Source organism: Actinokineospora fastidiosa (genome assembly GCF_014648415.1).
GTDB classification, from domain to species: Bacteria; Actinomycetota; Actinomycetes; order Mycobacteriales; family Pseudonocardiaceae; genus Actinokineospora; species Actinokineospora fastidiosa.
Window position 1 is genome coordinate 1450606 of record NZ_BMRB01000002.1, and the last position, 24890, is coordinate 1475495.

Consider the following 24890-nt stretch of genomic DNA (forward strand, 5'->3'; position numbering starts at 1 on the left):
GCCCTGCTCGCGCAGCCACTCGATGATCGGGGTGCCGGGGACGCTGCCGACGCCGTTGTCCGCCTTGACGGACTGGGTGAGCGGCCGGGCGACCCTGGCCAGCGCCTCCACCGTCTTGTGCTCGAACACCTCGCGCGGGGTGATCGCCAGCCCGGCGGCGCGGGCGCGGCTGACCAGCTGGATGGAGACGATGCTGTCGCCGCCGAGGTCGAAGAAGCTCTGGTCGGCCGCGACCTCGGACAGGTTCAGCACCTCGGCGAAGAGGCCGCAGAGCAGCTGCTCGACGTCGGTCTCGGCGTCCCGTCCGTCGGCGGTGTACTCCGGAGCGGGCAGGGCGCGGCGGTCGAGCTTGCCGTTGGGGGTCACCGGGAACTCGTCCATGACGACGAACGCCGCGGGGACCATGTACTCGGGCAGCTTGTCCTGGGCGTGCGCCTTGAGGTCGGCGGGGGCGTCGAGGACGACGTAGGCGACGAGCTGGCGGACGCCGGGGCGGTCCTCGCGGGCGAGCACGGCGGCCTGGCGCACGTTCGGGTGGGCGGCGAGCACCGCCTCCACCTCGCCGGGCTCGATCCGGAAGCCGCGGATCTTGACCTGGTCGTCGGCGCGGCCGACGAAGCGCAGCTGGCCGTCCTTGGTCCACTTGGCCAGGTCGCCCGTGCGGTACATCCGGGTCCCGGCGTCGAACGGATTGGCCACGAACCGCGCGGCGGTGAGCGCGGGACGGTTGAGGTACCCGCGGGCGAGGCCGTCACCGGCAACGTAGAGCTCCCCGGCGACCCCGGGCGGGACCGGGCGCAGGCCGGCGTCGAGCACGTAGTTGCGCGTGGCGATGACCGAGGTGCCGATGGGCGGAACGTCGTCCGCGGCGTGCAGGGGGTCGCTCATGGAGGTGCAGACCGTGGACTCGGTCGGACCGTACGCGTTGATCATGCTGCGGTTCCGCGACCAGCGGGCGACGAGCTCGGCGGAACAGGCCTCACCCGCGGAGACGATGGTCCCGGTCGGGATGTCCACTTCAGACATAGCCGCGAGGGCGACGGGCGGAATGGTCGCGTGGGTGATCCCGTGCTGGTTGAGAACCTCGGCGAGCGGGGCGCCGGGCAGCAGCCGCTCCTTGGGCGCCAGCACCAGGGTCGCCCCGGTCAGGAGCGCTTGGACGATCTCCCAGAAGGCGGCGTCGAAACTCGGCGAGGCGAACTGCAACACCCGCTTCCCCGGCCCGACCCCCAGCCGCTGCCGTTGCGTGGCCACCAGCGCGGCGACGCCTTGGTGAGTGACGACGACCCCCTTGGGGCGGCCGGTGGAGCCGGAGGTGTAGATGAGGTAGGCGGGGTGGGCTACTTGGGGCTCTGCGGTTGTCCGCAAGGCTGCGGGTTCCCCTTGATGGGGGTGGCCTACTTGGGGCTCCCCGGTTGTCTCCAGGGACGCACTTTCCCGTTGACGATTGGCGGGCCGTTCCTCACCCGGAGCGAGCGGCATGGTCAGAAGGCACGGCTGGCTGTCGGCCTTCGCGTCGTGCCCCCTGCCGCCCTGCACTTCCGCACCCACCTGCGGCCCGGTTATCCACAGCCGCGGCCGCTCCCCCTCTTGACAGACCCCGAATCCCGTACCCTGGAAAGAGAAGGGCGGATTGCCCCCGGTTGGGGCGGGGCGCGTCCACCTGTGTGGGGTGGAGGGGGGCGCAGTGATGGTGAGGATCGGGCGGGCGTCGTCCAGCATGTAGGTGATGCGGTCGGGGGGGTAGTCGGGGTCTACCGGGAGGTAGGCGGCGCCGGATTTGAGGACGGCCAGGAGGGCTACCACCATCTCGGGGGAGCGGGGGACGGCTACCGCCACGAAGTGTTCGGGGGTGGCGCCGTGGGTGCGGAGGACTTCGGCCAGGGCGGTTGAGCGGTGGTCCAGTTCGGCGTAGGTGAGGGATTCGTCCTCGTAGCGCACGGCTTCGGCGTCTGGGGTGGCGGCTGCCTGGGCGGCGAAGAGGGCTGGGACGGTGGTGGGGGTGGGGTGGGGTCCGGTGGCGTTCCAGGTGGTGAGGACCGTCCGTTGTTCCTCGGGGGTGAGGATGGTGGCGGCGCTGATGGGGGCCGTGGGGTCGGCGGTCACCGACTCCAGGAGGCGGACGTAGCGGGCGGCGATAGTGCGCACGGTGTCCGGGTCGAACAGGTCAGTGCGGTACTCGATGAGGCCGTCGATGCCGTGGGCGGTCTCGGTCAGCTCGACGGCCAGGTCGAAGCGGGCGGCTCCGGTGTCCACTCGGGACATGGTGACGTCGAGGCCGGGGAGGCCGAAGGTGCTCGCGGCGTTGTTCTGCAGGATCAGCATGACCTGGAACAGCGGGTGCCGCGACAGCGACCGGTCCGGGGCCAGGGCGTCGACCAGGCGCTCGAAGGGGACGTCGGCGTTGGCGAATGCGGCGAGGTCGGTGTGGCGGACGCGGGCCAGCAGGTCGGCGAAGGCGGGGTCGCCGGAGGTGTCCGTGCGGAAGACGAGGGTGTTGACGAAGAAGCCGATCAGGTCCGACAGCGACTCGTCGGTGCGGCCCGCGACCACGCTGCCGATGGGGATGTCGACGCCCGCGCCCAGTCGGGTGAGCAGGGCGGCGAGACCGGCGCGCAGGACCATGAACAGGCTGGCGTTGTGGTCGCCCGCCAGCGCCCGCAGCCGGTCGCACAGCTCGGCGGGGATGGCGAACGCGCAGGTGGCGCCGCTGTGGTCGGCGACCGCCGGGCGCGGGCGGTCGGTCGGGAGGTCGAGCTGGTCGGGGATGCCCGCCAGCTCCCGCGACCAGTGCGCGAGCTGGCGCGAGACCAGCGTGTCGTCGAGCAGGTCGCGCTGCCAGAGTGCGTAGTCGGCGTACTGGACCGGCAGCGGCGACCACTGCGGCTCCCGGCCCGCCGCCCTGGCCCCGTACGCGGTGGCCAGGTCGGCCGCCAGCGGGACCAGCGACCAGCCGTCACCGGCGATGTGGTGCAGGACAAGCACCAGGACGTGCCGGTCCGGGCCGACGGACGTCAGATGCGCGCGCAGCGGCAGGTCGGCGGCGAGGTCGAACGGCGCGGCCACCCCGCCGTCGCCGATGATCAGCTCCGGGGACCGGTCGGTGATCGCCTGGTACGGGACCCCGTCGTGCTCGGCGATGACGGTCCGCAGCACCTCGTGGCGCCGGGCCAGGTCCGCCAGCGCCAACCGCAGCGCGGGGACGTGCAGCCTGCCGTTGATCTCCAGCGCGTACGGCAGGTGGTAGGCCGCGTTCGGGCCGTTGAGCCGGTCCAGGAACCACAGCGAGCGCTGCGCCGCCGACAGCGGCACGCGCTCGGGCCGGGGGCGCGGCCGCAGCGCCGGACGCGCGGGCGGCGCGGTCTCCACGGCCTCGGCCAGCGCCGCGGGGGTCGGCGCGTCGAACACCGCGCGCACGGTCAGCTCGCGCCCCAGCCCGGCGCGGACACGGCTGGTCAGCCGGGTCGCCAGCAGCGAGTGCCCGCCCAGGGCGAAGAAGTCGTCGTCGACGCCCACGTCGACGACACCCAGCAGCTCACCGAAGAGTCCACAGAGGACCCGCTCGGTCTCGGTGCGCGCCGCCCCGCCCGCCCCGGAGACGACGACCGGGTCCGGGAGGGCCGCGCGGTCGAGCTTGCCGTTCGGGGTCAGCGGGAACGCCGAGAGCGCCACGAACGCGGCCGGGACCATGTACTCGGGCAGCTTCGCCGCGACGTGCTCGCGCAGGTCGGCGGGCGGCTCCGGGGTCACGCACGGCGTGTTGTGCGCGGGCCGGTCCGCCCGCGGCAGGCGGGAGAACGGCCGGGCCCCGATCAGGACGTCGAACGACCCGCGCGGGTCGTCGGCGCAGAACGTGGCGGTCGCGCGGTGGCCGAGGCCTTCGACGAACGCCAGCACGTCCTCCGGGTCCACGCCCGGATCGGGGTTCACCAGCGCGTCCAGGACGTCGACGAGCTCGGCGCCCCCGGCCAGCGCGGAGGCGGCGGCCACCTCCCCCGCCGCCCGGGCGTTCGGCACGCCGGTCACCCGGACCGGCCCCGCGATCGCCCGCAGGTCGTCCAGACCCGTCCACGGCACGGTCGCCACGTCGTCGGGCGATTCGGGGCCGGTGTGCAGGATGACGTCGTAGCGGAAGCGGCTCAGCTCGTTGTCGTACCGGCCGCGCTTGAGCCGGACCTCGGCCCCGGTGATCCCCGCGACGGCCAGCCCGGTGAAGAACGCCGGGTCGAGCAGCAGTTCCTCCTCGGCGGCGGCGGCCGCGCGGGCGTCGGCCAGCAGCCGGTCCGCGCCGCGGTTGCCGTCGCCGCGCCGCAGCCGGACGGCCACGTGCAGCTCGGTCAGCAGCGCGAGGTTGCGCACGTCGCCCAGGAAGACGGTCCCGCCGGGCACGAGCAGGCGCGCGGCCTTCGCGAGCACGTCCAGCAGGTAGTCCGCGCTCGGGAAGTACTGCGCGACGGAGTTGATCACGACGGTGTCGTAGCCCGGCGCCAGCCGGTCGATCTCGTGCGCGGCGCCGACGTGCAGCTCGACGTTCTCCGACGCGCGCAGGCGGCTGATCGCGACCGGGGAGATGTCGATGCCCGCGTAGTGCTCGCAGTGCGGGGCCAGCTCGCTGAGCAGCAGCCCGTTGCCGACACCGATCTCCAGCACGCGGCTGGGCGCGGTCTCTAGGATGGCCGCGACGGTGGCCGCGCGCCACTGCCGCATCTCCTCGACGGGGATCGGCTGACCGTCCTCCTGCGACGTCCACGCGGAGAAGTCGTCACCGGGTCGCTGCGCCTCATAGACGTGGTCGTAGACCTCGCGCCACTGGTCCACTCCCCCGTGCTCGGGCACGACGTACCCGACGAGGCTCGTGGCGCCGGACGCGTCGGCGCGGGCGGTGACGACCGCCTGGGAGACCTCCGGGTGCGCGGCGATGACCGCCTCGATCTCGCCCAGCTCGACCCGGTGCCCTCGGATCTTGACCTGGTGGTCGGCGCGGCCGAGGAACTCCAGCTCCCCGTCCGGCGACCAGCGGACGACATCGCCCGTGCGGTACATCCGCGCGCCGGGCCCGCCGAACGGGTCGGCGACGAAGCGTTCCGCGGTGAGCGCGGGCCTGCGGTGGTAGCCGCGGGCCAGTCCCGCGCCCGCGATGTAGAGGTCGCCGGGCTCGCCGGGGCCGACCGGCCGCAGGTCGGCGTCCAGGACGTGCACCTGGGTGTTGGCGACGGGAGCGCCGATGGTCAGCGGCCCGTCCGCGCTCAACCGGGTCACGGTGGACCACACGGTCGTCTCGGTGGGGCCGTACAGGTGGGTGACGGACGCGCCGAGGTCGCACAGGCGGGCCGCGAGCGCGGGTGGCAGCGCCTCCGCGCCGACGAACACGCGCAGCCCGCGCACGGCGTCGGGGTCGTGGGCGACGATGGCCTGCCACAGGCTCGGCGTGGCCTGCAGCGCGGTGGCTCCGGTGGTCGCGATGAGCCGGGTGAGCGCGGCGGGGTCGCGCACGTCCTGCTTGTCGACCAGGACCAGCCGGGCGCCCGCGATCAGCGGCAGGTACAGCTCCGGCACGGCCATGTCGAAGGCGATGGTCGTGGGCGAGAGCAGCCGGTCGTCCGGGCCGAACCCGAACCACGGGCCGAGGGCGGCGACGAAGTTGGCCAGGGCCCCGCGCGGGATGACCACGCCCTTGGGGCGGCCGGTGGAGCCGGAGGTGTAGATGACGTAGGCGGGGTGGCGCTGGTCCACCGTCGCCGGGATGTCCATATCGGACGCCTCGATCGGCTGGTCCAGCCGGATGGCGGCGCCCGCGGCCAGGTGCGCGGTCTCCTCGGTCACCACGGAGAGCGCGGGCCGGGCGTCGTCGAGCATGAGCGCGACGCGGTCGGCGGGCTGCGCGGGGTCGAGCGGCAGGTAGGCGGCGCCGGACTTGAGCACGCCCAGGACGGCGACCAGCATGTCGACGCAGCGCGGCAGGGCGATCGCCACGAATGTCTCCGGCGCGGCGCCCCTGGCGACCAGCAGCCGGGCCAGGCGGTCGGCGCGGGCGTCGAGTTCGGCGTAGGTCAGCCGCTCGGCGCCGAGTTCGACGGCGATCGCGTCCGGGGTGGCCGCCGCCCGCCGCGCCACGAGCACGGACACGTCCACGTCCACGTCCGGCACCTCGCGCGCGGTGTCGTTGCGCAGCGCGAGCAGTTCGAGCCACTCCGGCATCGTTGTCACCCTCTGGTCGTCGCTTTCGGACTGGGAGGTCGGGGCAGGCTCCGGCTCGCCCGGGGCCTGCCCCGCTCGGGCGGGCTACCAGCCCGCGGCCTCGCCCACCACCTGGTAGACACCCCGCAGGTTGACCATCCGGCCGAGCTCGGCCTGGTCGATGACGGTGGAGAACTGCTTCTCCAGCGAGGCGAGGATCTCGATGGCGCGCAGCGAGTCGGCGCCGTGGTCCTCCTTGAACAGGCTGGTCTCGGTGACCTCGTCGGCGTCGATCTCCAGGATCTCGCAGACGATTTCCTTGATCTGGTCCATGCGCTCGTCGACAGCGGCAGTCATTTTTCCATTCCCTTTCGGATCGGCGGAGCTATTACCAGTGTGTTGGTTTTCGTCGCGGTGGTGCCACCGCGTTTCCGGATGCTGCAGAATCAGGAGCCGATGAGGCTCTTGGGCCGCATGTCGGTCCAGTTCGCCTCGATGTATGCCACGCAGGACGCCCGGTCGGCCTCGCCGTGCACAACGGTCCAACCTGCGGGAACGGCCACGAACGACGGCCAGAGCGAGTGCTGGTTCTCGGCGTTGACCAGCACGAGGAAGGTGCCTTCTTCGTTGTCGAACGGGTTGGTCATGACATTTCTCCCTGGGATGTGCCGCGCAATTCGGCGGACAGGATGGTGCCGATCTCGGCGAGCGGGCCGGGTTTCATGAGGTCGTTGTGCTTGCGGTCGACGCGGCGGGTGATGATCCGGCCGTCGACATAGGGCCGCCAGGTTTCCGGGGTCGGCGAGATATCGATTTTGTCGAGCGTCGCGACGATCACGGTGACATCGCCGCGGTACACCGGGGGCGCGCTTTCGTGCACCAGGTCGCGGTTGTTGGCGTAGATGCGGCCGATGGCCTCGATGTGCCGCTGCTCCAGGCTGGCCAGGGAGCTGCCGAGCTTGCGCAGGGTCGCCGACACCTTCTCGTGGGTCAGCGGCTTGCGGCCCAGGTGCCTGCGGTCGAAGCCTACCCAGCTCAGCAGGTCGGCCAGCACCTCCTGCTCGCCGATCTCGGCCAGCGTCTGCCCAGGGTAGGTGTCCAGGATGGCCAGCAGGCCGACCTCGTCGCCCAGCCGGGCGGCCATGGAGTGCGCGAGCAGGCCGCCGGAGGAGTAGCCGAGCAGGTGGTACGGGCCATGCGGCTGGACATCGCGGATCACCCGCAGGTAGTGCTCGGCGGCCTCGTCGAGGGACGCGGGCAGCGGCGCGCTGTCGTCGTCGAGGCCGACGGCCTGCAGCCCGTAGACCGGGTGGCCGCCCTCGATGTGCTTGATCAGCCCGGCGTAGCACCAGGCCAGGCCGCCCGCCGGGTGCACGCAGAACACCGCGGGCTTGTCCCCGTACGGGCGCAGCGGCAGGAGCACGTCGAGCGCGTCGCCGGTGCGGGCGTCGGTGTCGAGCCGGTCGACCAGGGTGGCCACGGTCGGCCCCTCGAAGACCGTGCGGATGGTCAGCGTGACGCCGAAGGTGTCCCGGACGCGGCCGATGAGCCGGGTGGCCAGCAGCGAGTGCCCGCCCAGGTCGAAGAAGTTGTCCTCGACGCCGACCCGGGGCAGCCCGAGCACCTCGGCGAACAGCCCGGCCAGGATCTCCTCGCGCGGGGTCCTCGGCGCGCGGCCCGCGGTGGCCTTGACCTCGGGCGCGGGCAGGGCCTTGCGGTCGAGCTTGCCGTTGGGGCCGACCGGGAGCGCGGGCAGCGTGATGACCGCCGAGGGCACCATGTAGTCCGGCAGGGTCTCGGCGAGCGCGGCGCGGACCGCCGCCGGGTCGATGCCCGTGCCGGCGAGGTAGGCGACGATGCGCTGGTCGCCGGGCCGGTCCTCGCGGACCAGGACGGCGGCGGCGTCGACGCCGGGCTGCTTGGCCGCCACGGCCTCGATCTCGCCCAGCTCGATGCGCAGGCCGCGGATCTTGACCTGGTGGTCGGCGCGGCCGACGTAGTCGAGCTGGCCGTCGTCGGTCCAGCGGGCGAGGTCGCCGGTGCGGTACATCCGGGCGCCGGGCGGGCCGAACGGGTCGGCGACGAAGCGCTCGGCGGTCAGGGCGTGGCGGTCGTGGTAGCCGCGGGCCAGCTGCACGCCCGCCAGGTACAGCTCGCCGGTCGCGCCGACGGGCAGCGGGTTGAGCGCGGCGTCGAGCACGTAGGTGCGTGTGTTCCAGACCGGCGCGCCGATGTGCACGTCATTGCCCGCGCACTCCCAGGCGGTGACGTCGACGGACGCCTCCGTCGGGCCGTAGAGGTTGTGCAGCTCGACGCCGGGGAGCGTGCGGTGGAACCGCTCGACGGCGTCGGTCGGCAGGGCCTCGCCGCTGCAGACCACCCTGCGCAGCCCGGTGCACGCGGCCGCGCCCGGGTCGGCGAGGAACGCCTGGAGCATCGACGGGACGAAGTGGACGGTCGTCACCCCGCTGCCGACGATCAGCTCGGCGAGGTAGGCCGGGTCCTTGTGCCCCTCCGGCCGCGCCACGACGAGCGTCGCGCCCTGGATGAGCGGCCAGAAGAACTCCCAGACCGACACGTCGAAGCCCGACGGCGTCTTCTGGAGCACGCGGTCGCCCGGGGTGAGCCCGTAGCGGTGCTGCATCCACAGCAGGCGGTTGACGATGCCCTCGTGCGGGACCAGGACGCCCTTGGGGCGGCCGGTGGAGCCGGAGGTGTAGATGACGTACGCCGGGTTGGCGGGCTTCGGCGGCGTCAGGGCGGCGGTCGCCTCGGGGATGTCCTGATCGATGAGCAGGGTGGGGAGCTCGTCGGGCAGGTCCGCGGCGGTGGCCGTGGTCGCGAGCAGCAGCGCGGGCCGGGCGTCGGCCAGGGTGAAGGCGATGCGGTCGCGCGGGTAGTCCGGGTCGATCGGGAGGTAGGCCGCGCCCGCCTTGAGCACGGCGAGCAGGCCGACGACGAGTTCCAGCGAGCGGGGGACGGCCAGCGCCACGATCCGCTCCGGACCGGCGCCGTGCTCGGCGAGGACCGCGGCCAGGCGGTCGGCGCGGGCGTGGAGTTCGGCGTAGGTGAGGGTCCGACCCTCGAACTCGACGGCGACGGCGTCGTGGGTGTGGCGGTTCAGCAGGTCGGTGAGCGTGGCGGGCTCGACGTCGGCGTCCGTGCGGTTGAACGCCTCGACGACCTGCTCCCGCTCGCCCGGGAGGAGCGCGGGGACCGCGCCCACGGGGACGTCCGGGCCCGCCGCGGCCAGGTTGGCCAGGAACCGCACGAAACGGCGCTGGTGGGCGACGATCTCCCGCTCGGTGTAGAGGTCGGGGTTGGCGTCGAAGTCGATCTGCAGGCCCCGGCCGTCGCCGCGGTCGTACACGTTGACGGACAGGTCGTCGGACGGGCCGATGGACAGGTTGTGCACCAGGGCGCGGTGCTCGCCGAACTTGAGGTCGTAGTCGAAGATCATGACGTTGACCTCGGGCCCGACCAGGCGCTGGTCGCGGCTGCGGTCGCGGCGCAGGTCCTCGTAGCGGTAGCGCTGGTGGCGCATCGCGGCCTTCAGCCGGGCCGACGTGTGCCGCAGCAGCTCGCCGACGGTCGTCTCCGGGGCCGCGGCGATGCGCAGCGGGACCACATTGGACACCATGCCGGGGATCGACCTCGCCTTGCCGGTGCGCGTGGTGACCGGGAGACCGAGGACCACCTCCGGCACGGAGGTGAACCGCTGCAGGTAGGCGGCGGTCGCGGCCATGACGACGCTCGGCCAGGTGACGCCGCACTCGCGCGCGAGATCCTTGAGGGCATCGGGCTCATCGAGGTACTCGGTGTGCCGGACCAGGCCGTGCGCCATGTGCGGTGTGCGCGCGGCGAGGCTGGCGGGCTCGGGCGCGCCCTGGAGGGCGGCCGCCCAGTAGTCGCGGTCCTGCGCGAACCGCTCGGAGGCGCGGTACTCCGCGTCGAGTTCCAGGAGGGCGTCGAGCGGGAGGAACGGCGTCGGGCTCGGCGTCTCGCCGTTGACCAGCGCGGTGTAGACCTCCGCGATCCGCTGCGCGACGAGGGCGACGGTGTACCCGTCGACGACGACGTGGTGGTAGCGGTAGTAGAGGAGGTCGGCGTCGGGGAGCCGGTAGAGGGCGAAGCGGTGCAGCGGCCCGGTCGCCGGGTCCACGGGCGTGCGGAGGTCGTCCCGCATGGCCCGCATGGCGGCGCGCTCATCGGTGTGGTGGGTGTGGAGCACGGTGTCGGGGACCGGCCGGATCACCTGCCGGGGCCCGTCGGCGTGCTCGATGACGCTCGCCCGCAGCGTCTCCGCCTCGCCGAGGACCCGCGTGATCGCCTTGTCCAGCACAGCGGCGTCCACACGGCCCGGGATGCGCAGATACTCCCCCGCGTTGTAGATCGGGTTGTCGGGATCGAGCTGCTGCGCGTACCAGATCCCCGCCTGAGCGGCGGTCAGCGCGCGTGGCCCGGTGTCGGACATGGCGGTTCACCTTCTGGGTTGGTTGTCCACGGCTCAGCCGCAGCCGCCCGCGTGGCCGAGGTCGCCGGTGGCGGCGAGGGCCGGGGTGTGGGCTTCGGCGGGGGTGGTGGGGTAGGCGGTGGCGCGGAGGGTGTCGATGAAGGCGGGCAGGCGGTCCAGGCCCCAGAACTTGTCGAAGCCGGTGGCGAAGAACGGGACGCCGAAGACGCCGTCCTGGGAGATGTCCAGCAGCGCGGCCAGCCCCCGCTCGCGGATCGACGGGTCGTCCACGGCGTCGGCGAGGCCCCGGGGGTCGGTGTCGAGCTCCGCGGCGATCGTGGTGATCGTCAGCGGGTCGGAGATGTCCAGTCCGAGCTCCCAGCGGGCGCGGTAGACCTCGGCGACGTACTCGCGGGCCAGGCCGCGGTCCGCGGCGACCAGGTAGCCCAGGTGGGCGACCTCCCAGCGCGGGGCGCGGTCGACCGGCCACGCGAAGGACAGGCCGCGCTCGGCCGCCAGGCGGCGCACGTCCTGGAGGATGTAGCGGTGCTTCTCCCGCGACATCGGGACGTACGGGAAGTCCCCGCCCGCCCTGGCCAGGACGTCGGCCATGGCGGGCTCTGGCTCCCAGAACGGCCGCCACTGCAGGGTGTCGGCGACGTCCGGGTGGTGGTCCATGAGGTCGCGGTACGCCAGCCACGAGTACGGGCTGCGGAACGAGAAGTACCAGCGGGGCGGTTTCCTGGCCATCGGCCCTCCTAGATGGTGATGCCGCCGTCGATCTGGAAGACCGCGCCGGTGATGTAGGCGGCGCGGTCAGACACCAGGTAGCCGACCAGGTCGGCGACCTCGCCCGGGGTGCCGAGGCGCCCGAGCGGGATGGACGCGACGGCCTTGTCCTTGACCTTGTCGGCGAGGACGGAGGTCATGTCGGTGTCGATGAAGCCGGGCGCGACGGTGTTGACCCGGATGCCGTAGCGGCCGACCTCCTTGGCCAGCGCGCGGCTGAAGCCGATCAGCCCGGCCTTGGTCGCCGAGTAGTTGGTCTGCGTCGGGTTCCCGTACACGCCCGCGACGGACGACAGCGTGACGACGCAGCCCTTGCGGCGCTTCATCATGTCGAACACCGCCGCCCGGCACACGTTGTACGTGCCGGTGAGGTTGGTGTCGACGACGTCGTGCCAGTCGTCGTCGCTCATCATCAGCAGCGGGTTGTCGCGGGTGATGCCCGCGGACGTGACCACGGTGTCCACCGGGCCCAGCTCGTCGGCGACCTCGGTCAGCATCGCCTTGACGGACGCGCCGTCGGCCACGTCCGCGCGCACGGCCCGCACGCGCGCCCCCAGCTCGCCTGCGTGCTTCTCCAGCTCGCGGGCGGCGTCGGCGTCGGAGCGGTAGCAGAACCCGACGTCGAAGCCGTCGGCGGCCAGCTTCAGCACGCACGCGCGGCCGATGCCCCGCGAGCCGCCGGTCACCAGTGCGACCCTGCTCATCATTTCCTCCCAAGGGAATCCGGCAGCAGCACCGACGCGGGGCGGAACGCCATGACGATGCGCGAGACGGTCAGCGCCGCCTCCCCGTCGACGGTGGAGCGGCCGGTGAACATGACGGTGTCGGTCAGCGCGCGGAACACCTCGACGTGGTGCTCGACGACGTCGCCGGGCATGACCGGGCGGTGGAACTCGATGCCGCTGATGCCGCCGAACAGCATCACCGTGCCGGTGAGCACGTCCGGGTTCGGCGACTCCCAGGTCGCCAGCACGCCCGCGGCCTGGCACCACGACTCGACCAGCAGCACCTGCGGGTAGGCCAGCTGCTCGGCGCGCAGGTCGTCGGGCAGGTCGGCGTACCAGGGCTCGTTGGCGGTGACCGCCTTGCGCGCGGTCAGCCGCTCCCCCGGCACCAGCTCGGTGACGGCGTCGACCAGCAGCATCGGGTACCGGTGCGGCAGGACGCGGCGGATGTCGGCGATCACGAAGGCACCTCCTGGTAGCGGAGCCGGACGGTGGCGGCGTCCCCGCGCGGGGAGGCGACCTCGGCTGCGCACCGCCACCCGTCGTCCACTTCGGACCACTTGATCGTCACCGTCAGCTCGTCGCCGGGGAACGTGGGACCGGTGAACCGGGTCGACTCGATCGCGGCCAGCCGCAGCTCCCCCGGCGCGCTCACCTGGGCGCTGCGGTGCACGCACTCGATGAGCCCCACGCCGGGGAAGATCGGGAAGCCCGGGTAGTGCCCGGCGAAGATCGGGTCGTCCGGGTCGAGCCGGATCAGCGCGCGTCCGTCGGCGGCCACGTGGATCGGCCCGCGGACCGGCGTGGTCATCGCAGCTTCTCCACCATGACCTCGTACGCGGCGTCGAGGCAGCTGATCCGCTTCAGCTCGCCCTCGCGCAGCCGCACGCCGTACTTCTTCTCCAGCACGACGACGACCTCCAGGGCCATCAGCGAGTCGACCTCGAGGTCGTCGACGAACGACGCCTCGTCGGTGACGTCGGCGGCGTCGAGCTCGAGCACGTCGGCGACGGTCTGACGCAGGTCCTCTTTGTCCAGTGCGGTCGCGGTCATCGGTCTCTCCTTCTCCGGTTGGTTCAGTGCAGGCGCAGGACGGTGCAGCCGACGACGCCCTCCTGGTCGACCGCGGTCACCAGGGCGGTGCGCCCGGCGGCGGCGCGGTCGCGCTCGGCGAGGGCGAGCACGGCGGCGATCTGCATGGCCGCGGCCGCCCCCGCCGTGTCGCCGATGCTGGACAGGTCGGGCCGCACGCCGCCGTACCCGGCCAGCACCTCGGCCTCGCCGGGACCGGCGGTGCCGCAGGGCGAGACGGCCCAGACGTCGGCGGCCGTGGTGCCGGAGCGGTCCAAGGCGCGGCGGACGCAGGCGCGCAGGGCGTCGCGGTAGTCGGTGGCGAAGGCGCCGAACTCGACGGAGAGCACGTCGGCCAGGGCCCGGTCTGACCCGCTGTGCTCCACCTGCAGCATGGCGCAGCCCTCGCCGAGGACGGCGGTGTCGGTCGTCGCGCCGATGCGGTGCAGCCAGGCGCGGGCGGCGGAGTACTCCTCGACGGCCCCGCACAGCGCGGTGTTCGCGCGGCCGGTCAGCAGCAGCCTGCGGCCGTAGTTCAGCGCGTGCAGACCGGCGACCCGGCCGCCCGCGACCGTCGCGTTCGGACCGCGCAGCTGGTGCCAGATCGCGCACTGGCCCGCCGCGCAGTTCATCACCGTGTTCGGGAACCGGGACGGGTCGACGAAGAACGGCTTCTCGCTGGTCAGCGAGTCCCGGGTGAAGTCCATCATGGACTGCGCGCTGCCGGTGGTGGTGCCGAGCACGAGCGCGGCGTGGTCGCCGGTCGCGGTCTCCCGGCCCGCGGGCTGGTCGTCGAGCATGCGCCCGACGGCGGCCACGGCCAGGCCGGTGGCGCGGTCCATCGAGCGGGTGCCCTTCTTGCCGAGCGCGCCCGCCGCGGTGAAGTCGGGGACCAGGCAGGCGGTGTCGTCCGGGCCCGCCCACACCTGCTTGTCCAGCTCGGTGGCGGTGGCCGTGCGGGCGTGCAGGCCGTCGACGAAGGCGGCGCGGCCGACGCCGTACGGCGAGACCGCCGACCACGCGGTGATCACGGGGGCAGTGGCAGTGCTCACGGCCGGTTCTCCATTTCGGGTCAGAGGAAACAGACTCGGGCGTAGTCGCCCCAGCGCCGGGCGAACTCCCCCGGCTCGGCGACGCCCACCCCGGGCAGCAGCGCGCCCACGCCGAAGGCGGCGATGTCGGGCCGCTCGACCCACACGGCGACGCCCTCGTCCTGCAGCCGCCGCAGGTCGCGGCCCGGGTCGGTGAGGGTGTCGAGCACGCGCCCGCCGAGCTTGATCGGCTCGACGCGCGCGTCGGCGGCGGCGTAGCCGACGGCGGGGCCGCGCAGCAGCAGGTCCATGCCCCCGAGCTGGCGGTGCAGTTCGACGGCGAGGTAGAGCGCGTCGAAGAACTGCTTCTCGACCGCACCCCGGTAGGCGCGCTCCATGATCGCCAGGGTCTCGCTCACAGCACACCCACCAGCACGGTCTTGGCCGCCGCGGCGACGTTGTCGGCGTAGCGGGCGGGGGCGCGCAGCGTGACCTGGGGCAGGTGGTCGACCGCGCCCCGGTCGTCGCTGCAGAAGCGGCAGCCGTACCAGAACAGCGTGTCCGGGTGGGCGGCGAGCAGGTCGGCGACCAGCGTCGCGGTGGTCGGGTAGTCGACCTCCCACTCGGCCAGGTTGCGCGGCTTGTGCTCGCCCAGGCCGCGCTGGGTCAGCAGGGTCGCGTAGCCGCACGTCCACACCTGCACCGAGCCGCCGCGCTCCAGCATCGCCTGCACCAGGCGCAGCGCCGTGGTGACGGTGTCGTCGGCGTGCGGGGCGCCCATCAGGGTCACCAGCACGTCCGTGCGGGGGACAGCGCGCATCAGTGCCACACCACCTTCACGGCGGGGTCGAGGAACAGCCCGGCGGGCTCGGTCAGATCGGCCCAGCGGGCGCCGTCCGGGAGGGGGAGCCCGGCGACGCCGCGCTGGGCCGCGGCGAAGCGGTCCACCAGGACCTCGGCACCCGCGGCCAGCAGCTCGGCCATGCCGCCCGCGATGAGCGGGACGGCGTCGGCGACGAGCAGCACCGTCACCGGCGCGCCCGTCCCGGCCAGCGCGGCGGCGTCGGCAAGGAACCGGTCGACGCCGGGCCCCGACCACGCCCCGCGCGAGGCGACCAGCAGGTGCCGGGTCATCACGCGCCCCGGAAGGCGTCCAGGACGCGCTGGTCGAAGGGCACCAGCTTCCAGTCGCGGCGGTTCTCGATCACCGCGTAGCCGTGGGTGATCGTGCCGGTGGACGTCTGCACCAGGCGCCCGTCGCGCACGACATAGGTGTCCATGCGGGAGCGGTAGGTGAAGTCCTTGAAGATCTCCTCGACGGTGTAGACGGTGTAGAGGTCCTCCTCCATCAGCGCCTCGTCCAGGAACTCGATCTTCGAGTGCGGCACGACCGGGATCCACCTGCGGTCGTCGAGCAGCGTCTTGATGGAGATGCCGCGCGCGGCCAGGAACAGGTCGACGACCTCCTCCATCTGCCGCAGGTAGCCCGACATCTGCAGGCGCTCGTTGTTGTGGCAGTAGGGGTAGGGGATGCGCCACTTCCACCCGAAGGAGTTGCTGCCCTCGGTCAGGTGCGCGAGCACCGGGTCGTCCGAGGTGCCCCGGCCCAAGGCCAGCGCGGTCGTCTGCGCGGGCGTGACCTCGGCGCCGGGCTCGGCGGTGGCGATCCGGTCGACGGCGAGGGCCGCCAGGTCGGCGGGGAGGTCGTCGGTCGGGTCGATGTAGGTGTCCTTGCGCAGGGCCACCCGCACCTTCGAGGTGACGTCCTTGGTGGCGCCGCCCTCCTTGACGATGGTGACGGCGAAGCGCAGGTCGCCCAGCGGCTCCACGGTCGCGACACCCACGTCGTCGAGGTGGAAGGCGTTGAGGATGCGGGTGTCGATGGCGACGATGTCCACCCCGAGCCCGAACTCCTCGTACAGCCGCCTGCTGGAGAGCCCCGACTGCCGGAAGTGCTCCAGCACGGCCTCCTCGACCAGGTAGTTGACGTGCTTGAAGCCGATCCAGGTGCAGATGTTGTTGCCCTCGTACCGGGGGCGCAGCGCCACCGTGGTGGGCTGCGAGAGCAGCGCCTGGGTGACGGACTCGGCTACGGCGGTCATCGGGTGGTCTCCCCTACTGGTAGTGAGTGGACGAATCGGGTGATCTCGGCGGCGAAGCGCTCGGGGCGCTCGGCCATCAGGAAGTGGCCGCAGTCGGGCAGCACCCGGGCCCTGGCGTTCGGCAGCGCCGCCGCCAGCGCGCGGGCCTCGGCGGGCAGGGCGGCGAAGTCGTTCTCCCCGGACAGCACCAGAACGGGCGTGGTCACCCGGTCGAGGCGCAGCCAGGGGGTGGCCAGGTAGGTCTGGAAGAACCGGGTCCAGCCGTAGGGGCCGACCAGGTCGCGCACCCGCAGCGCCAGCTCCCGCCGCACACCCGGGCTGAGCCGCTGCCCGCCCTGCGCGCGGATGCCGTCCTCCATGATCAGGTGGAAGTCGTTGAGGTAGCGGGCGATGTCAGCCCACTCGAAGCCCTCCGGCTCGGCCCGGTAGAACGGCGACACCAGCACGATGCCGCCGACGCCGAGCTCCGGCGTGCGGTCGAGGAGCGAGAGCAGCAGGTTCGCCGAGAACGAATGCGCCACGACGACCAGGTCGCCCTGACCAGTGCGTTTCACGCCCGTGGAATATTCGTTTGCCACCCCGAACGCGTGTTCGATAGCGTTGTTCTCGTGGGGGCTCGCCCCCGGTGCGGGTGGGGACTGTCCTGGGGCCGTGTCGATCAGGTGGGGTGTGGGGCTCGCGAAGTGGTCGGCGACGGGGTCGGGCGCGGGAGTCGCGAGGGCGTTGACTGCTTGGGCTATCCAGTCGGTGAGGTCGCCTCGGTGCGACCAGCCTGCGACGCCCTCGCCGCGCCACGGGAGGTCGGCGGCCCAGGTGGCGCAGCCGGTGTCGTGGTCGGTGAAGTTCTGCCAGACGGTGGCGCTGTTGGCCAGGCCGTGCAGGAGCAGGAGCCTGCCGTGCTCGCCGTGCCGGACGCGGCGGAGCACGATCGGGAGGTCCAGCGTGGTCGTCATGGCCGCAGCACCAGGCCCGCGGTGGCCTCGGCCGCGCCCGCCAGGGCGTACACCGGGCCCGTGCCGCCGCCCTCGAACCAGCCGATCGCGGCCGCGCACTGGAGCACGCCGTGGGCGCCGGAGGTGACGCCCCAGGTCTTGGCCAGGTCGTAGCGGGGCACGCCGGGCAGCGCCGTGCTCTCCCCCTCGGGCGCGTGCCACAGCGCCGGGGTGTCGCCGTCGGCGAGCTTGGCCAGGGTCCGGTCGATCGCACCCGTGCGCGCGTAGCGGCCGATGGTGGCGCGCACAACCGCTCCCCGCTCAGCCGCGGCGTCGGCGTCCTCCAGGAGAACCCCCACCGCGCCGTCGATCGCGCGCTTGCCGCCGAGCAGCTTGCGGACCGGCTCGTTGTCCGGCTCGACGCCGACCACCAGCATCCGCGGCGCGCGACCGGCGGCGATCATCGTGGTGGCCCAGTGGATGGCGTCCAACCCGGACGTGGCCCCGTTGCACACCATCAGGTTCGGCCCGCGCAGCCCGAAGCGGATCGCGATCGAGGTGGCGATGACGTTGCTGGACGCGTTCGGCAGCCCCATCGGGCTGGTGCCCATCGTGGACTCCGCCGCGATGGTGTCCAGCGCCTCCACGACGGTGTCCACGTTGCCCAGGTTCGAGCTGGCTACGACACCGACCGTGCGGTCGGCGACGGTCAGCTCCTTCTCGCGCAGCAGACCCGCGTCGCGCAGCGTCGCGTCGGCGGCGCAGTAGCCGAGCTGGGTCGCGCGGTCCTTGTAGCGCAGGCCCTTCTTGCCGATCCGCGTCTCCGGGTTCACCGGCTCCGCGGTGTGGGCGACCGCGGTGAGCAGGCTCTGCGGCGAGCTCGCCCTCGGCAGGGTCACGCCCACCCCGGTCACGACAACCCGCCTCATCGAACCGCCTCCACGATCGCCACCGCGTTGATGCCCCCGAACCCGAAGGCGTTGAGCTGGGCCACGGCCAGATCGGCCTGCTCGGCAGCGCCGCGCACGAACCGGAACCGCGCGGCCTCGTCCACCGGCTCGGTGAGCCCGACGGTCGGCGGCACGATCCCCGCCGCCAGCGCCTCGAGGCCGACCACCAGGCCCATCAGCCCGGACGCGCCCGAGGTGTGGCCGGTCATCGACTTGATCGCGGTCATCAGCGGCCCGTTGACGTGCTCGCCGTAGACCTCGCCCATCGCGGTCGCCTCGACCTCGTCGTTGAGCAGCGTCCCGGTGCCGTGCAGCATCACCAGGTCCACGTCCTCCGGCTTGACGCCCGCGAGCTCGTGCGCGGCGCGCATGGCGGTCGCGATGCCCTGCGGGTCGGGTGCGGTCACGTGGTAGGCGTCGCAGTTGGCCGACACGCCGCGCAGCAGGCCGCGCACGCGGCCGGTCGCCTCGCGCCGCACGACGATCGCGGCGGCGCCGTCGCCCATGAGCACGCCGGTGCGGTTGCGGTCGAACGGGCGCACCCGGTCCGGCGGGACTGCGTGCACGCGCTCCAGGAGGCCGTGCATGCTCTCGGTCAGCACGTCGACCCCGGCCACGATGACCGTGTCCGCGGCGTCCAGCGCCATGAGGTCGGTGCCCATGGCCAGCGCGTAGAGCGAGGCCGCGCAGGCGTTGGAGAAGGTGTAGGTGACCTCGGCGCCCAGCTCGGCCCGCAGCGCGGTGCCGAAGTGCAGGTCGTCGGCGCTGAACGGCACGCCGTCGCGCCACCACAGCTCCAGCGAGCGCAGCTCGCGCAGTCCGGTGCCGACCAGGATCGGGATGTCGGTGAGGTCGTCGATGCCCGCGTCGGCGGCGGCCTCGCGGATCGCGGCGACGAGGATGTCGGTGGCCCGGTGCGGGACGTCGACGCCGGGGGCGGGCCGGTCGTCGATCTCGTAGGCGCTCTTGGCCCGGTACGGCCCCGGGTCGAACCCGCGCAGCGGGTGCAGCCCGGTCGTGCCCGCGCAGAGCGACCTGAACAGCTCGTCGACGCCGCGGCCCACGCTCGCGACCGCGCCGGAACCGGTGATGTACCAGCTCATGATGTGCGCTCCTGGTGCTTGCCGAGGATGATGACGGCGTTGTTGCCGCCGAACGCCAGTCCGTTGTTCTGCACGATCCGCAGGTCGGCGGGCACCGCGTGGTTGGGAACGCAGTCCACGTCGCACTCGGGGTCGGTCTCGGTGTGGTTGATCGTCGGCGGGATGAAGCCCTCGGTGATGGCCAGCGCGCACGCGATCGCGGCCAGCGCGCTCGCCGCGCCCATGGTGTGGCCGATCATCGACTTGATGGAGATCGTGCGCGGCGGCGCGTCGCCGAAGACCTGCCGGATGGCGCGGGACTCGGTGACGTCGTTGGCCTTGGTGCCGGTGCCGTGCGCGGAGACGAGGTCCACCTCCTCCGGCTTCACGCCCGCGTTGGCCAGCGCGCGGCGCATGCACTCGGCGACGCTGTCCTGCTTGGGCGCGACCTGGTGGTAGGCGTCGCAGTTGAGGCCGTAGCCCAGGACCTCGGCGTAGATGCGCGCGCCGCGGGCCAGCGCGGACTCCAGCGGCTCCAGCACGAGGATGCCAGCGCCCTCGCCGGTGAGGATGCCCTTGCGGTCGACGTCGAAGGGCTGGCAGCGCTCGGGGGCGATGGTGCCCAGCCGGTAGAAGCCGGTGAACGTCTTGCGGCACATGGCGTCCGCGCCGCCGCAGAGCGCGAACTCCGCCTCGCCGGAGCGGACCGCGTCGAAGCCGTAGCCGATGGCGTAGTTGCCCGCCGCGCACGCGGTCGGCAGCGTCACCGCTTCCACATCGGACAGTCCCAGCTCCTGCGCGATGGCGGAGGACAGTCGGCCGGCGGGCACGCGCGCCACCTGCACCGGGTCCATCCGCTCCGCGCCGTGGCGCACCTCGGTCTCGACCAGCTGGTCGAGGTCGCGGGACTCGCCGTCGGTGGTGCCCACGGAGATGACGCCGTGGCGCCTGCGCAGCTCGGCCGGGTCGAGACCGGCGTCGCGCACGGCCATCCCGGCTGCGGCCACGGAGAACTGCGTCGCCCGGCCCAGCTCGCGCGGGTCGAGGACGTCCATCCAGCGCTCGGGCTCGAAGTCGGTCACCTCGCAGCCGCCCGCGTGCGCGTATCCGGTGGTGTCGAACATCGAGATCGGCCGCGCGCCGCTGCGGCCGCCGCGCAGGCCGTCGACGAACTCGGCCGCGCCGGTGCCGATGCTGGAGAACACACCGAGTCCGGTGATCACCACCCGGCGGCTGTCCTTGTCGGACGAAGCTGGTGTCATGGGGATGCTCCGCGGTGTCGGTTGCTTGGGTTCACCTACTACTTCACCGCGCCGCGGGACGCGCTTCAACGCGCTTGCATCATGCTGCACTGGTCCGAAAAGGACAAAGCCGCGACCGGGAGTCCCGGTCGCGGCTTCAGGCAGGGGTGTTTCAGATAAGTCCAAGTTGGACAGCACGCACGCCAGCCTGGAATCGGCTGCGCGCCTTGAGCTTCGCCATCGTCCCGGCGACATCGTTGCGCACTGTCCGAACGCTCACGCCGATGCGCCGGGCGATGGCGTCGTCTGTCAGGCCGTCGGCGAGCAGACGCAGGACCAGCTCGTTGCGCGCGTCGGCGGGCGGTGTCTCGGGTTTGGTGCGCGCCGCGGTCACCTCGACCCCGCGCGCCCACAGCCGTTCGGCGGCACGGCTGAGGGAGTCCAGGGCGCGGGCGCCGCGGATGACCCCCGCGTGCCCCTGTTCGTCGTGCAGGACGGCGGTGATCCCGTCGACCACTGTGGCGCGCATGGGGACGGCGTCGACAACGCGGGGGGCCGACCAGCGCGCGGCCAGCCACGCGGCGTGCTCGGCGGCCCCGGGCTCCTCCAGGATGGCCGAGCTCCACACCGCGCGGAGCGTGGCGCCGCGGCGCAGCACGGCCTCGGCGACCTGGCGGGAGAACTCGAACGAGCCGGGGAGGTAGGCGGGCACCAGCTGGACGACCTCGCTCTTGACCGAGGCGGTGAGCCGCTCGACGTAGGCGACGGCGTCGTCCAGACCGGAGAAGGCCTTGGGGCGCTCGGTGGCGTAGCGGGCGACGTCGACCGCGCTCTGCGGACCCCGCGAGCGCCGGGCCGCGAGCGCGGGCAGCGCCAGGGCCGGGTCGACGGCGCGCAGCGCGTCGGGCAGTTCCGCGGACGCGGCCACCAGGCCGTCGGCGATCAGCTCGGTCACCACCGCGTCGAGCTGGTCGACCGGCCAGCCGAGCCGGTCGGCGAGGTCTTCGCGGACCCAGTGGCGGGCCCGCAGCATCGTCCGGTAGACGGTGTCCGCGGCCTCGTCGAGGCCGGGCCCGGGCCGGATGGCCATCGCGGTCATCGCGGCTCACCGCCTCCGGTGGTTCGTAAGGACGCTGACTGCCGCTGCATTGGCGTACCCCTTCCCGCACCACAACCTTACAGCAGTCATGACTGTAAGAGCGACGTCAGCGGTTCGTCAATGACTACCGAGAAAACAATCAGGTACGGTAACCCGGCAACACGGTGGGTAATCACTTCGGTTTAGCCTGGTCATAACCCTGCGATTGGTTCAGATGGCCGTATAGGAACGCGGCGGATCGGCGCAGTCCAGGGTCAGTCATGATGACCGGGAGTAAACGTCAGGATGACCGGATTTCATCGATCTCGCGCCAGAGCTGCGTGGCCAGGCGGTAGGCGGACAGCTGCTCGCACAGCTCGGCGGCCGAGCGCAGCGCGTCGATAGCCTCATCGGTGCGGCCCAATGCGCGCAGGGCCCGGCCGCGGGTGCGACGCAGGCGGACACGGTCACCCGTGGAGAGCCCGTCGGGGATGTCCGCTGTCAGTTCCAGCGCCAGCTCGGGGTTCCCGCAGAGCAGCGCGTAGCGCGCCTCGACGCTGATCGCGCGGTCGCGCTCGCCGGGGATGTCCATCAGCTCGAGGGCCGAGCGCATCCAGGCGACGTAGGTCTCGATCTCGGCGAGGTCGCCGTCGGCCTCCAGCAGCGCGGACGCCGCGGCGCCCGCGAAGCGGCCCCACTCGCGGATGGAGGTGTCCGGGTGGGCCAGCATCGTCTTGGCGTGGCGGATGTGGGCCTGCGCGCGCTCGCCGTCGCCGACGCGGGCGTAGGCGATGGACGCCGCCCAGTGCGATCGGCCGAGGACGGTGCGGTTGCCCAGCTTCTCCGCCACGGCGAGCATCCGGTCGACCAGGGCGTAGATGTCGCCGGTCTCGCCGGAGTCGACCCGCACCGACAGCAGGATGCCCAGCGCGCGCACGTGTTCGGGGCTGTCGGCCAGCTCCGTGCGCGGCAGCACCGCGACCGCGCTCTCGGCCAGACCGAGGGCCTCGCCGAGGTTGCCCCGGTCGCGGGCGGCGGTCGCCATGTCCAGGCGCAGCTTGACCAGCAGTTCCTCGACGCCGAAGTCCTCGGCGACCCGGACGAGGTCGGTCAGCAGGGTGTAGCGCGCCTGGTGGTCGGCGCGCTGGTGGAGCACGTCCTGCAGGGCGATCCCGTGCTCGAGGACGGCGGCCGGGGAGCCGTCGCGCACGGCCGCGGCGTAGACCTGCTCGTGGCGGGCCTGGGCCTCGTCCAGCGCGCCCACGTCGAGCGCGCTGCGCACGAGCACGTTGTGCACCAGCTCGCGGTTGCGCTCCGCGCGCCGGTCGGCGGTGTCGGCGCGGACGGGCACGGCCTCGCCCACGAGGTCCTCGACCGGCACGTCAAGGACCTGGGCGATCTCCAGCACCACTTCCAGGGTCGGCACCCGCGCGCCGGACTCCAGCAGGGAGATGTAGCTGGGATTGACCACGTTCCCCGCGACGTCGCGCTGCGACAGCCTGCGTTCCTGCCGCAGCTTCCGCAGCCGCTGCCCGAACTCCGGTTGCCGGATGCCGACGATGCTCACTCGACCGACTTTCTCTAGCCGTGACCCCGGGGGTCACCGGTATTACAGGTCATCAACCCGCCCTGTCAGGTTGTAAAGGCAACCATAACTGGAGTCGATCTCTCCGCACAAGCCCGGATCCGAAACGGTCTCACGGTTAGGCGGCCTGCGGCACCGGCTCGACCAGCCACGGCCAGTCGCTCGGGTCGGCCGTGGTCATCGTGGCCTCGGTTAACTTGCCCGGGGCCTGGGCGGATTCGGCGGCGGCGGGCAGGACGCCGCCCAGCACGACGCCAGCAGCCAGCACGGCGCCCGCCACGAGGCGGCGGAGCTGGCGGACGCAGGGGTGGCGGACTTCGTTTACTGATGTCATAGCCACTGTCTAATCGACCAGCAGTAACGCGGACAACCGGAGGTGCAGGATGAGGCAACTACCAGTTAATGGGGTGACAAACGCTCAGATGTCCGTTTTGTGGTGCAACTAGCTGCACGGGACCCCGCACCCTGGGTCACCCCGCCCTACGCTGGCCGCAGAACACGTGACGAGAGGACCACGATGCTGGACCGTCCGGCCGCGCCCGAACGCACCGCCCGTCCCTGGTTCGGCTACGCGACGGCCGCCTGGGCCTTCGCCTTCGCGCTCATCCACCTCTACTGGGCGTTCGGCGGCGGGCTCGGCCTGCCGGCCGGGTTCTCGGTCCCGGACAACACCGCGCTGCTGATCATCGACATCGTGGCGGTCCCGCTGTGCGTGGCGGGCGGGCTGCTCGGCCTGGCGCTGGTGCGGCCGTGGGGCGCGCGCTTCCCGCGCAGGCTGCTGCTCGTCGCCGCGTGGGGGATGTGCGCGCTGTGCCTGGTGCACTCCGTGCCGACGGTCATCTCGGCGGCGATCGTGCTGGCGCGGGGCACGCAGGACACGCTGTCGCTGCCCGAGCAGTTCAGTTACTTCGGCTATGAGCCGTACTGGTTCGTCGGCGGGCTCGTCGTGGGCCTCGCCGCCCTGGTCTACCAGCGGGAGCGGTGACATGCGGCTGGACGACGTGCTTCCGCGCTGGCAGTTCGGCGAGCACCACGACATCGCGTTCAGCGGGTCGGTGGCGGCCGTCGAGCGGGTGACCTGGCGGGAGGTCCCGCTGTTCCGGGCCCTGCTGTTCGCCGGGTCCCTCGGCCGCACCCGCATGCCCGCCGACCGGCCGTTCCTGACCCAGCTGACCGCTGGCGGCTTCACCGTGCTGTCCCGGAGTGCGGACGCGCTGGTCGTCGGGGCGGTCGTGCGGGTCGGCGACCAGACCGGCCCCGTGCCGCTCGGCGACGACCCGGCCGCGACCTTCCGCGCCGTCGACGAGCCCGGGCACTACAAGGTGGCGTTCGACTTCCGCGTCCAGGACGGCGTGCTGCGCACCGAGACCCGGGTCCTGGCCACCGACGAGGACACCCGCCGCCGTTTCCGCAGGTACTGGCGCCTCATCCGCATCCCCAGCGGCCTCATCCGCACGGAGTGGTTGCGCGCGGCGCGACGGAGGTCGGCATGAACGGCTGCCCTCGACAGACCACCGAACCGGGACGGGCCGCAGGGCGACGGGGGTCGGCATGAACGGATGGTTCCGACCGATCACCGAACCCAGACGGGCCGCGGTGCGACGGGGGTCGGCATGAGCGGACGGTTGCGACGGACCACCGGACCGAGGCCAGTGGCGGCACGTCCAGCACCCG

22 protein-coding genes and 2 pseudogenes are annotated in these 24890 nt (G+C 72.6%); 2 read left to right on the forward strand and 22 right to left on the reverse strand.

The annotated features are described in order from the left end of the window. Positions 1-87 precede the first annotated feature (87 nt). The 22 genes and pseudogenes from IEY98_RS33415 to IEY98_RS16635 form a co-directional block, all read right to left on the reverse strand. Positions 88-1941 (reverse strand): annotated as a pseudogene (locus IEY98_RS33415) (non-ribosomal peptide synthetase); the annotation flags it as partial. 111 nt (positions 1942-2052) lie between these two features. Further along, positions 2053-6198, reverse strand: a pseudogene (locus IEY98_RS33420) (amino acid adenylation domain-containing protein); the annotation flags it as partial. Between the two features lie 84 nt (positions 6199-6282). After that, on the reverse strand, positions 6283-6534 hold the full coding sequence (locus IEY98_RS16540) for an acyl carrier protein (protein WP_189211300.1): 252 nt from the start codon (positions 6532-6534) through the stop codon (positions 6283-6285). Between the two features lie 89 nt (positions 6535-6623). Continuing rightward, positions 6624-6824 carry an MbtH family protein gene (locus tag IEY98_RS16545; RefSeq protein ID WP_189211301.1) on the reverse strand — a complete coding sequence of 67 codons (201 nt, stop codon included), beginning with the start codon at positions 6822-6824 and terminating at the stop codon, positions 6624-6626. Beyond that, positions 6821-10651, reverse strand: a complete 3831-nt coding sequence (locus IEY98_RS16550) for a non-ribosomal peptide synthetase (protein ID WP_189211302.1) — start codon at positions 10649-10651, stop codon at positions 6821-6823. The genes IEY98_RS16545 and IEY98_RS16550 overlap by 4 nt, the downstream gene beginning before the upstream one ends. 33 nt (positions 10652-10684) lie before the next feature. Further along, positions 10685-11380 carry a 2-hydroxychromene-2-carboxylate isomerase gene (locus IEY98_RS16555; protein WP_189211303.1) on the reverse strand — a complete coding sequence of 232 codons (696 nt, stop codon included), beginning with the start codon at positions 11378-11380 and terminating at the stop codon, positions 10685-10687. 8 nt (positions 11381-11388) lie between these two features. Beyond that, a complete protein-coding gene (gene fabG / locus IEY98_RS16560) occupies positions 11389-12123 on the reverse strand; it encodes a 3-oxoacyl-[acyl-carrier-protein] reductase (protein WP_189211304.1) in 735 nt (244 codons plus the stop codon). After that, positions 12123-12605, reverse strand: coding sequence for a 3-hydroxyacyl-ACP dehydratase FabZ family protein (locus tag IEY98_RS16565; protein WP_229786968.1), 483 nt, complete (start codon positions 12603-12605; stop codon positions 12123-12125). Before IEY98_RS16565 ends, fabG begins: the two co-directional genes overlap by 1 nt. After that, positions 12602-12955, reverse strand: coding sequence for a 3-hydroxyacyl-ACP dehydratase FabZ family protein (locus IEY98_RS16570; protein WP_189211305.1), 354 nt, complete (start codon positions 12953-12955; stop codon positions 12602-12604). The genes IEY98_RS16565 and IEY98_RS16570 overlap by 4 nt, the downstream gene beginning before the upstream one ends. Further along, positions 12952-13197 (reverse strand): acyl carrier protein, encoded by a 246-nt coding sequence (locus IEY98_RS16575; protein ID WP_189211306.1) that lies wholly within the window; start codon positions 13195-13197, stop codon positions 12952-12954. Before IEY98_RS16575 ends, IEY98_RS16570 begins: the two co-directional genes overlap by 4 nt. A gap of 23 nt (positions 13198-13220) precedes the next feature. Further along, positions 13221-14267: a beta-ketoacyl synthase N-terminal-like domain-containing protein gene (locus IEY98_RS16580; protein WP_189211307.1), complete on the reverse strand. Its 1047-nt coding sequence runs from the start codon at positions 14265-14267 to the stop codon at positions 13221-13223. A 20-nt stretch (positions 14268-14287) separates the two neighbouring features. Next, positions 14288-14665, reverse strand: a complete 378-nt coding sequence (locus tag IEY98_RS16585; RefSeq protein ID WP_229786969.1) for a hypothetical protein — start codon at positions 14663-14665, stop codon at positions 14288-14290. Further along, positions 14662-15066 (reverse strand): hypothetical protein, encoded by a 405-nt coding sequence (locus IEY98_RS16590; protein ID WP_229786970.1) that lies wholly within the window; start codon positions 15064-15066, stop codon positions 14662-14664. Before IEY98_RS16590 ends, IEY98_RS16585 begins: the two co-directional genes overlap by 4 nt. Next, entirely contained in the window at positions 15066-15380 is a 315-nt protein-coding gene (locus IEY98_RS16595; RefSeq protein WP_189211308.1) for a hypothetical protein, read from the reverse strand. The genes IEY98_RS16590 and IEY98_RS16595 overlap by 1 nt, the downstream gene beginning before the upstream one ends. Then, complete coding sequence (locus IEY98_RS16600; RefSeq protein ID WP_189211309.1) at positions 15380-16348, reverse strand: thioesterase family protein; 969 nt, start codon at positions 16346-16348, stop codon at positions 15380-15382. The genes IEY98_RS16595 and IEY98_RS16600 overlap by 1 nt, the downstream gene beginning before the upstream one ends. Then, positions 16345-17301 carry an alpha/beta fold hydrolase gene (locus tag IEY98_RS16605; protein WP_189211310.1) on the reverse strand — a complete coding sequence of 319 codons (957 nt, stop codon included), beginning with the start codon at positions 17299-17301 and terminating at the stop codon, positions 16345-16347. The genes IEY98_RS16600 and IEY98_RS16605 overlap by 4 nt, the downstream gene beginning before the upstream one ends. Then, positions 17298-18209 (reverse strand): beta-ketoacyl synthase N-terminal-like domain-containing protein, encoded by a 912-nt coding sequence (locus IEY98_RS16610; RefSeq protein WP_189211311.1) that lies wholly within the window; start codon positions 18207-18209, stop codon positions 17298-17300. Before IEY98_RS16610 ends, IEY98_RS16605 begins: the two co-directional genes overlap by 4 nt. Continuing rightward, on the reverse strand, positions 18206-19333 hold the full coding sequence (locus IEY98_RS16615; RefSeq protein WP_189211312.1) for a beta-ketoacyl synthase N-terminal-like domain-containing protein: 1128 nt from the start codon (positions 19331-19333) through the stop codon (positions 18206-18208). Before IEY98_RS16615 ends, IEY98_RS16610 begins: the two co-directional genes overlap by 4 nt. Continuing rightward, positions 19330-20574 (reverse strand): beta-ketoacyl-[acyl-carrier-protein] synthase family protein, encoded by a 1245-nt coding sequence (locus tag IEY98_RS16620; protein ID WP_189211313.1) that lies wholly within the window; start codon positions 20572-20574, stop codon positions 19330-19332. The genes IEY98_RS16615 and IEY98_RS16620 overlap by 4 nt, the downstream gene beginning before the upstream one ends. Positions 20575-20725: 151 nt before the next feature. After that, positions 20726-21652: a LuxR C-terminal-related transcriptional regulator gene (locus tag IEY98_RS16625; protein ID WP_189211314.1), complete on the reverse strand. Its 927-nt coding sequence runs from the start codon at positions 21650-21652 to the stop codon at positions 20726-20728. A 280-nt stretch (positions 21653-21932) separates the two neighbouring features. After that, entirely contained in the window at positions 21933-23198 is a 1266-nt protein-coding gene (locus tag IEY98_RS16630) for a helix-turn-helix domain-containing protein (RefSeq protein ID WP_189211315.1), read from the reverse strand. Positions 23199-23334: 136 nt separating this feature from the next. Beyond that, positions 23335-23550, reverse strand: a complete 216-nt coding sequence (locus IEY98_RS16635) for a hypothetical protein (RefSeq protein WP_189211316.1) — start codon at positions 23548-23550, stop codon at positions 23335-23337. Positions 23551-23733: 183 nt separating this feature from the next. On the opposite strand from IEY98_RS16635, the gene IEY98_RS16640 reads away from it, so the two are divergent. Both IEY98_RS16640 and IEY98_RS16645 read left to right on the forward strand, forming a co-directional pair. Then, a complete protein-coding gene (locus tag IEY98_RS16640) occupies positions 23734-24201 on the forward strand; it encodes a DUF3995 domain-containing protein (protein ID WP_189211317.1) in 468 nt (155 codons plus the stop codon). 1 nt (position 24202) lies between these two features. After that, positions 24203-24709 carry a hypothetical protein gene (locus IEY98_RS16645; protein ID WP_189211318.1) on the forward strand — a complete coding sequence of 169 codons (507 nt, stop codon included), beginning with the start codon at positions 24203-24205 and terminating at the stop codon, positions 24707-24709. The last annotated feature ends 181 nt before the right edge of the window (positions 24710-24890 follow it).

Coding starts and splice junctions, on each gene's coding strand:
- IEY98_RS16625 (WP_189211314.1), bottom strand. CDS start 21,652: ATGACCGCGATGGCCATCCGGCCCGGGCCCGGCCTCGACGAGGCCGCG.
- IEY98_RS16550 (WP_189211302.1), bottom strand. CDS start 10,651: ATGTCCGACACCGGGCCACGCGCGCTGACCGCCGCTCAGGCGGGGATC.
- IEY98_RS16595 (WP_189211308.1), bottom strand. CDS start 15,380: ATGACCCGGCACCTGCTGGTCGCCTCGCGCGGGGCGTGGTCGGGGCCC.
- IEY98_RS16620 (WP_189211313.1), bottom strand. CDS start 20,574: ATGACACCAGCTTCGTCCGACAAGGACAGCCGCCGGGTGGTGATCACC.
- IEY98_RS16610 (WP_189211311.1), bottom strand. CDS start 18,209: ATGAGGCGGGTTGTCGTGACCGGGGTGGGCGTGACCCTGCCGAGGGCG.
- IEY98_RS16615 (WP_189211312.1), bottom strand. CDS start 19,333: ATGAGCTGGTACATCACCGGTTCCGGCGCGGTCGCGAGCGTGGGCCGC.
- IEY98_RS16540 (WP_189211300.1), bottom strand. CDS start 6,534: ATGACTGCCGCTGTCGACGAGCGCATGGACCAGATCAAGGAAATCGTC.
- IEY98_RS16555 (WP_189211303.1), bottom strand. CDS start 11,380: ATGGCCAGGAAACCGCCCCGCTGGTACTTCTCGTTCCGCAGCCCGTAC.
- IEY98_RS16605 (WP_189211310.1), bottom strand. CDS start 17,301: ATGACGACCACGCTGGACCTCCCGATCGTGCTCCGCCGCGTCCGGCAC.
- IEY98_RS16575 (WP_189211306.1), bottom strand. CDS start 13,197: ATGACCGCGACCGCACTGGACAAAGAGGACCTGCGTCAGACCGTCGCC.
- IEY98_RS16590 (WP_229786970.1), bottom strand. CDS start 15,066: ATGCGCGCTGTCCCCCGCACGGACGTGCTGGTGACCCTGATGGGCGCC.
- IEY98_RS16545 (WP_189211301.1), bottom strand. CDS start 6,824: ATGACCAACCCGTTCGACAACGAAGAAGGCACCTTCCTCGTGCTGGTC.
- IEY98_RS16645 (WP_189211318.1), top strand. CDS start 24,203: ATGCGGCTGGACGACGTGCTTCCGCGCTGGCAGTTCGGCGAGCACCAC.
- IEY98_RS16640 (WP_189211317.1), top strand. CDS start 23,734: ATGCTGGACCGTCCGGCCGCGCCCGAACGCACCGCCCGTCCCTGGTTC.
- IEY98_RS16635 (WP_189211316.1), bottom strand. CDS start 23,550: ATGACATCAGTAAACGAAGTCCGCCACCCCTGCGTCCGCCAGCTCCGC.
- IEY98_RS16600 (WP_189211309.1), bottom strand. CDS start 16,348: ATGACCGCCGTAGCCGAGTCCGTCACCCAGGCGCTGCTCTCGCAGCCC.
- IEY98_RS16570 (WP_189211305.1), bottom strand. CDS start 12,955: ATGACCACGCCGGTCCGCGGGCCGATCCACGTGGCCGCCGACGGACGC.
- fabG (WP_189211304.1), bottom strand. CDS start 12,123: ATGAGCAGGGTCGCACTGGTGACCGGCGGCTCGCGGGGCATCGGCCGC.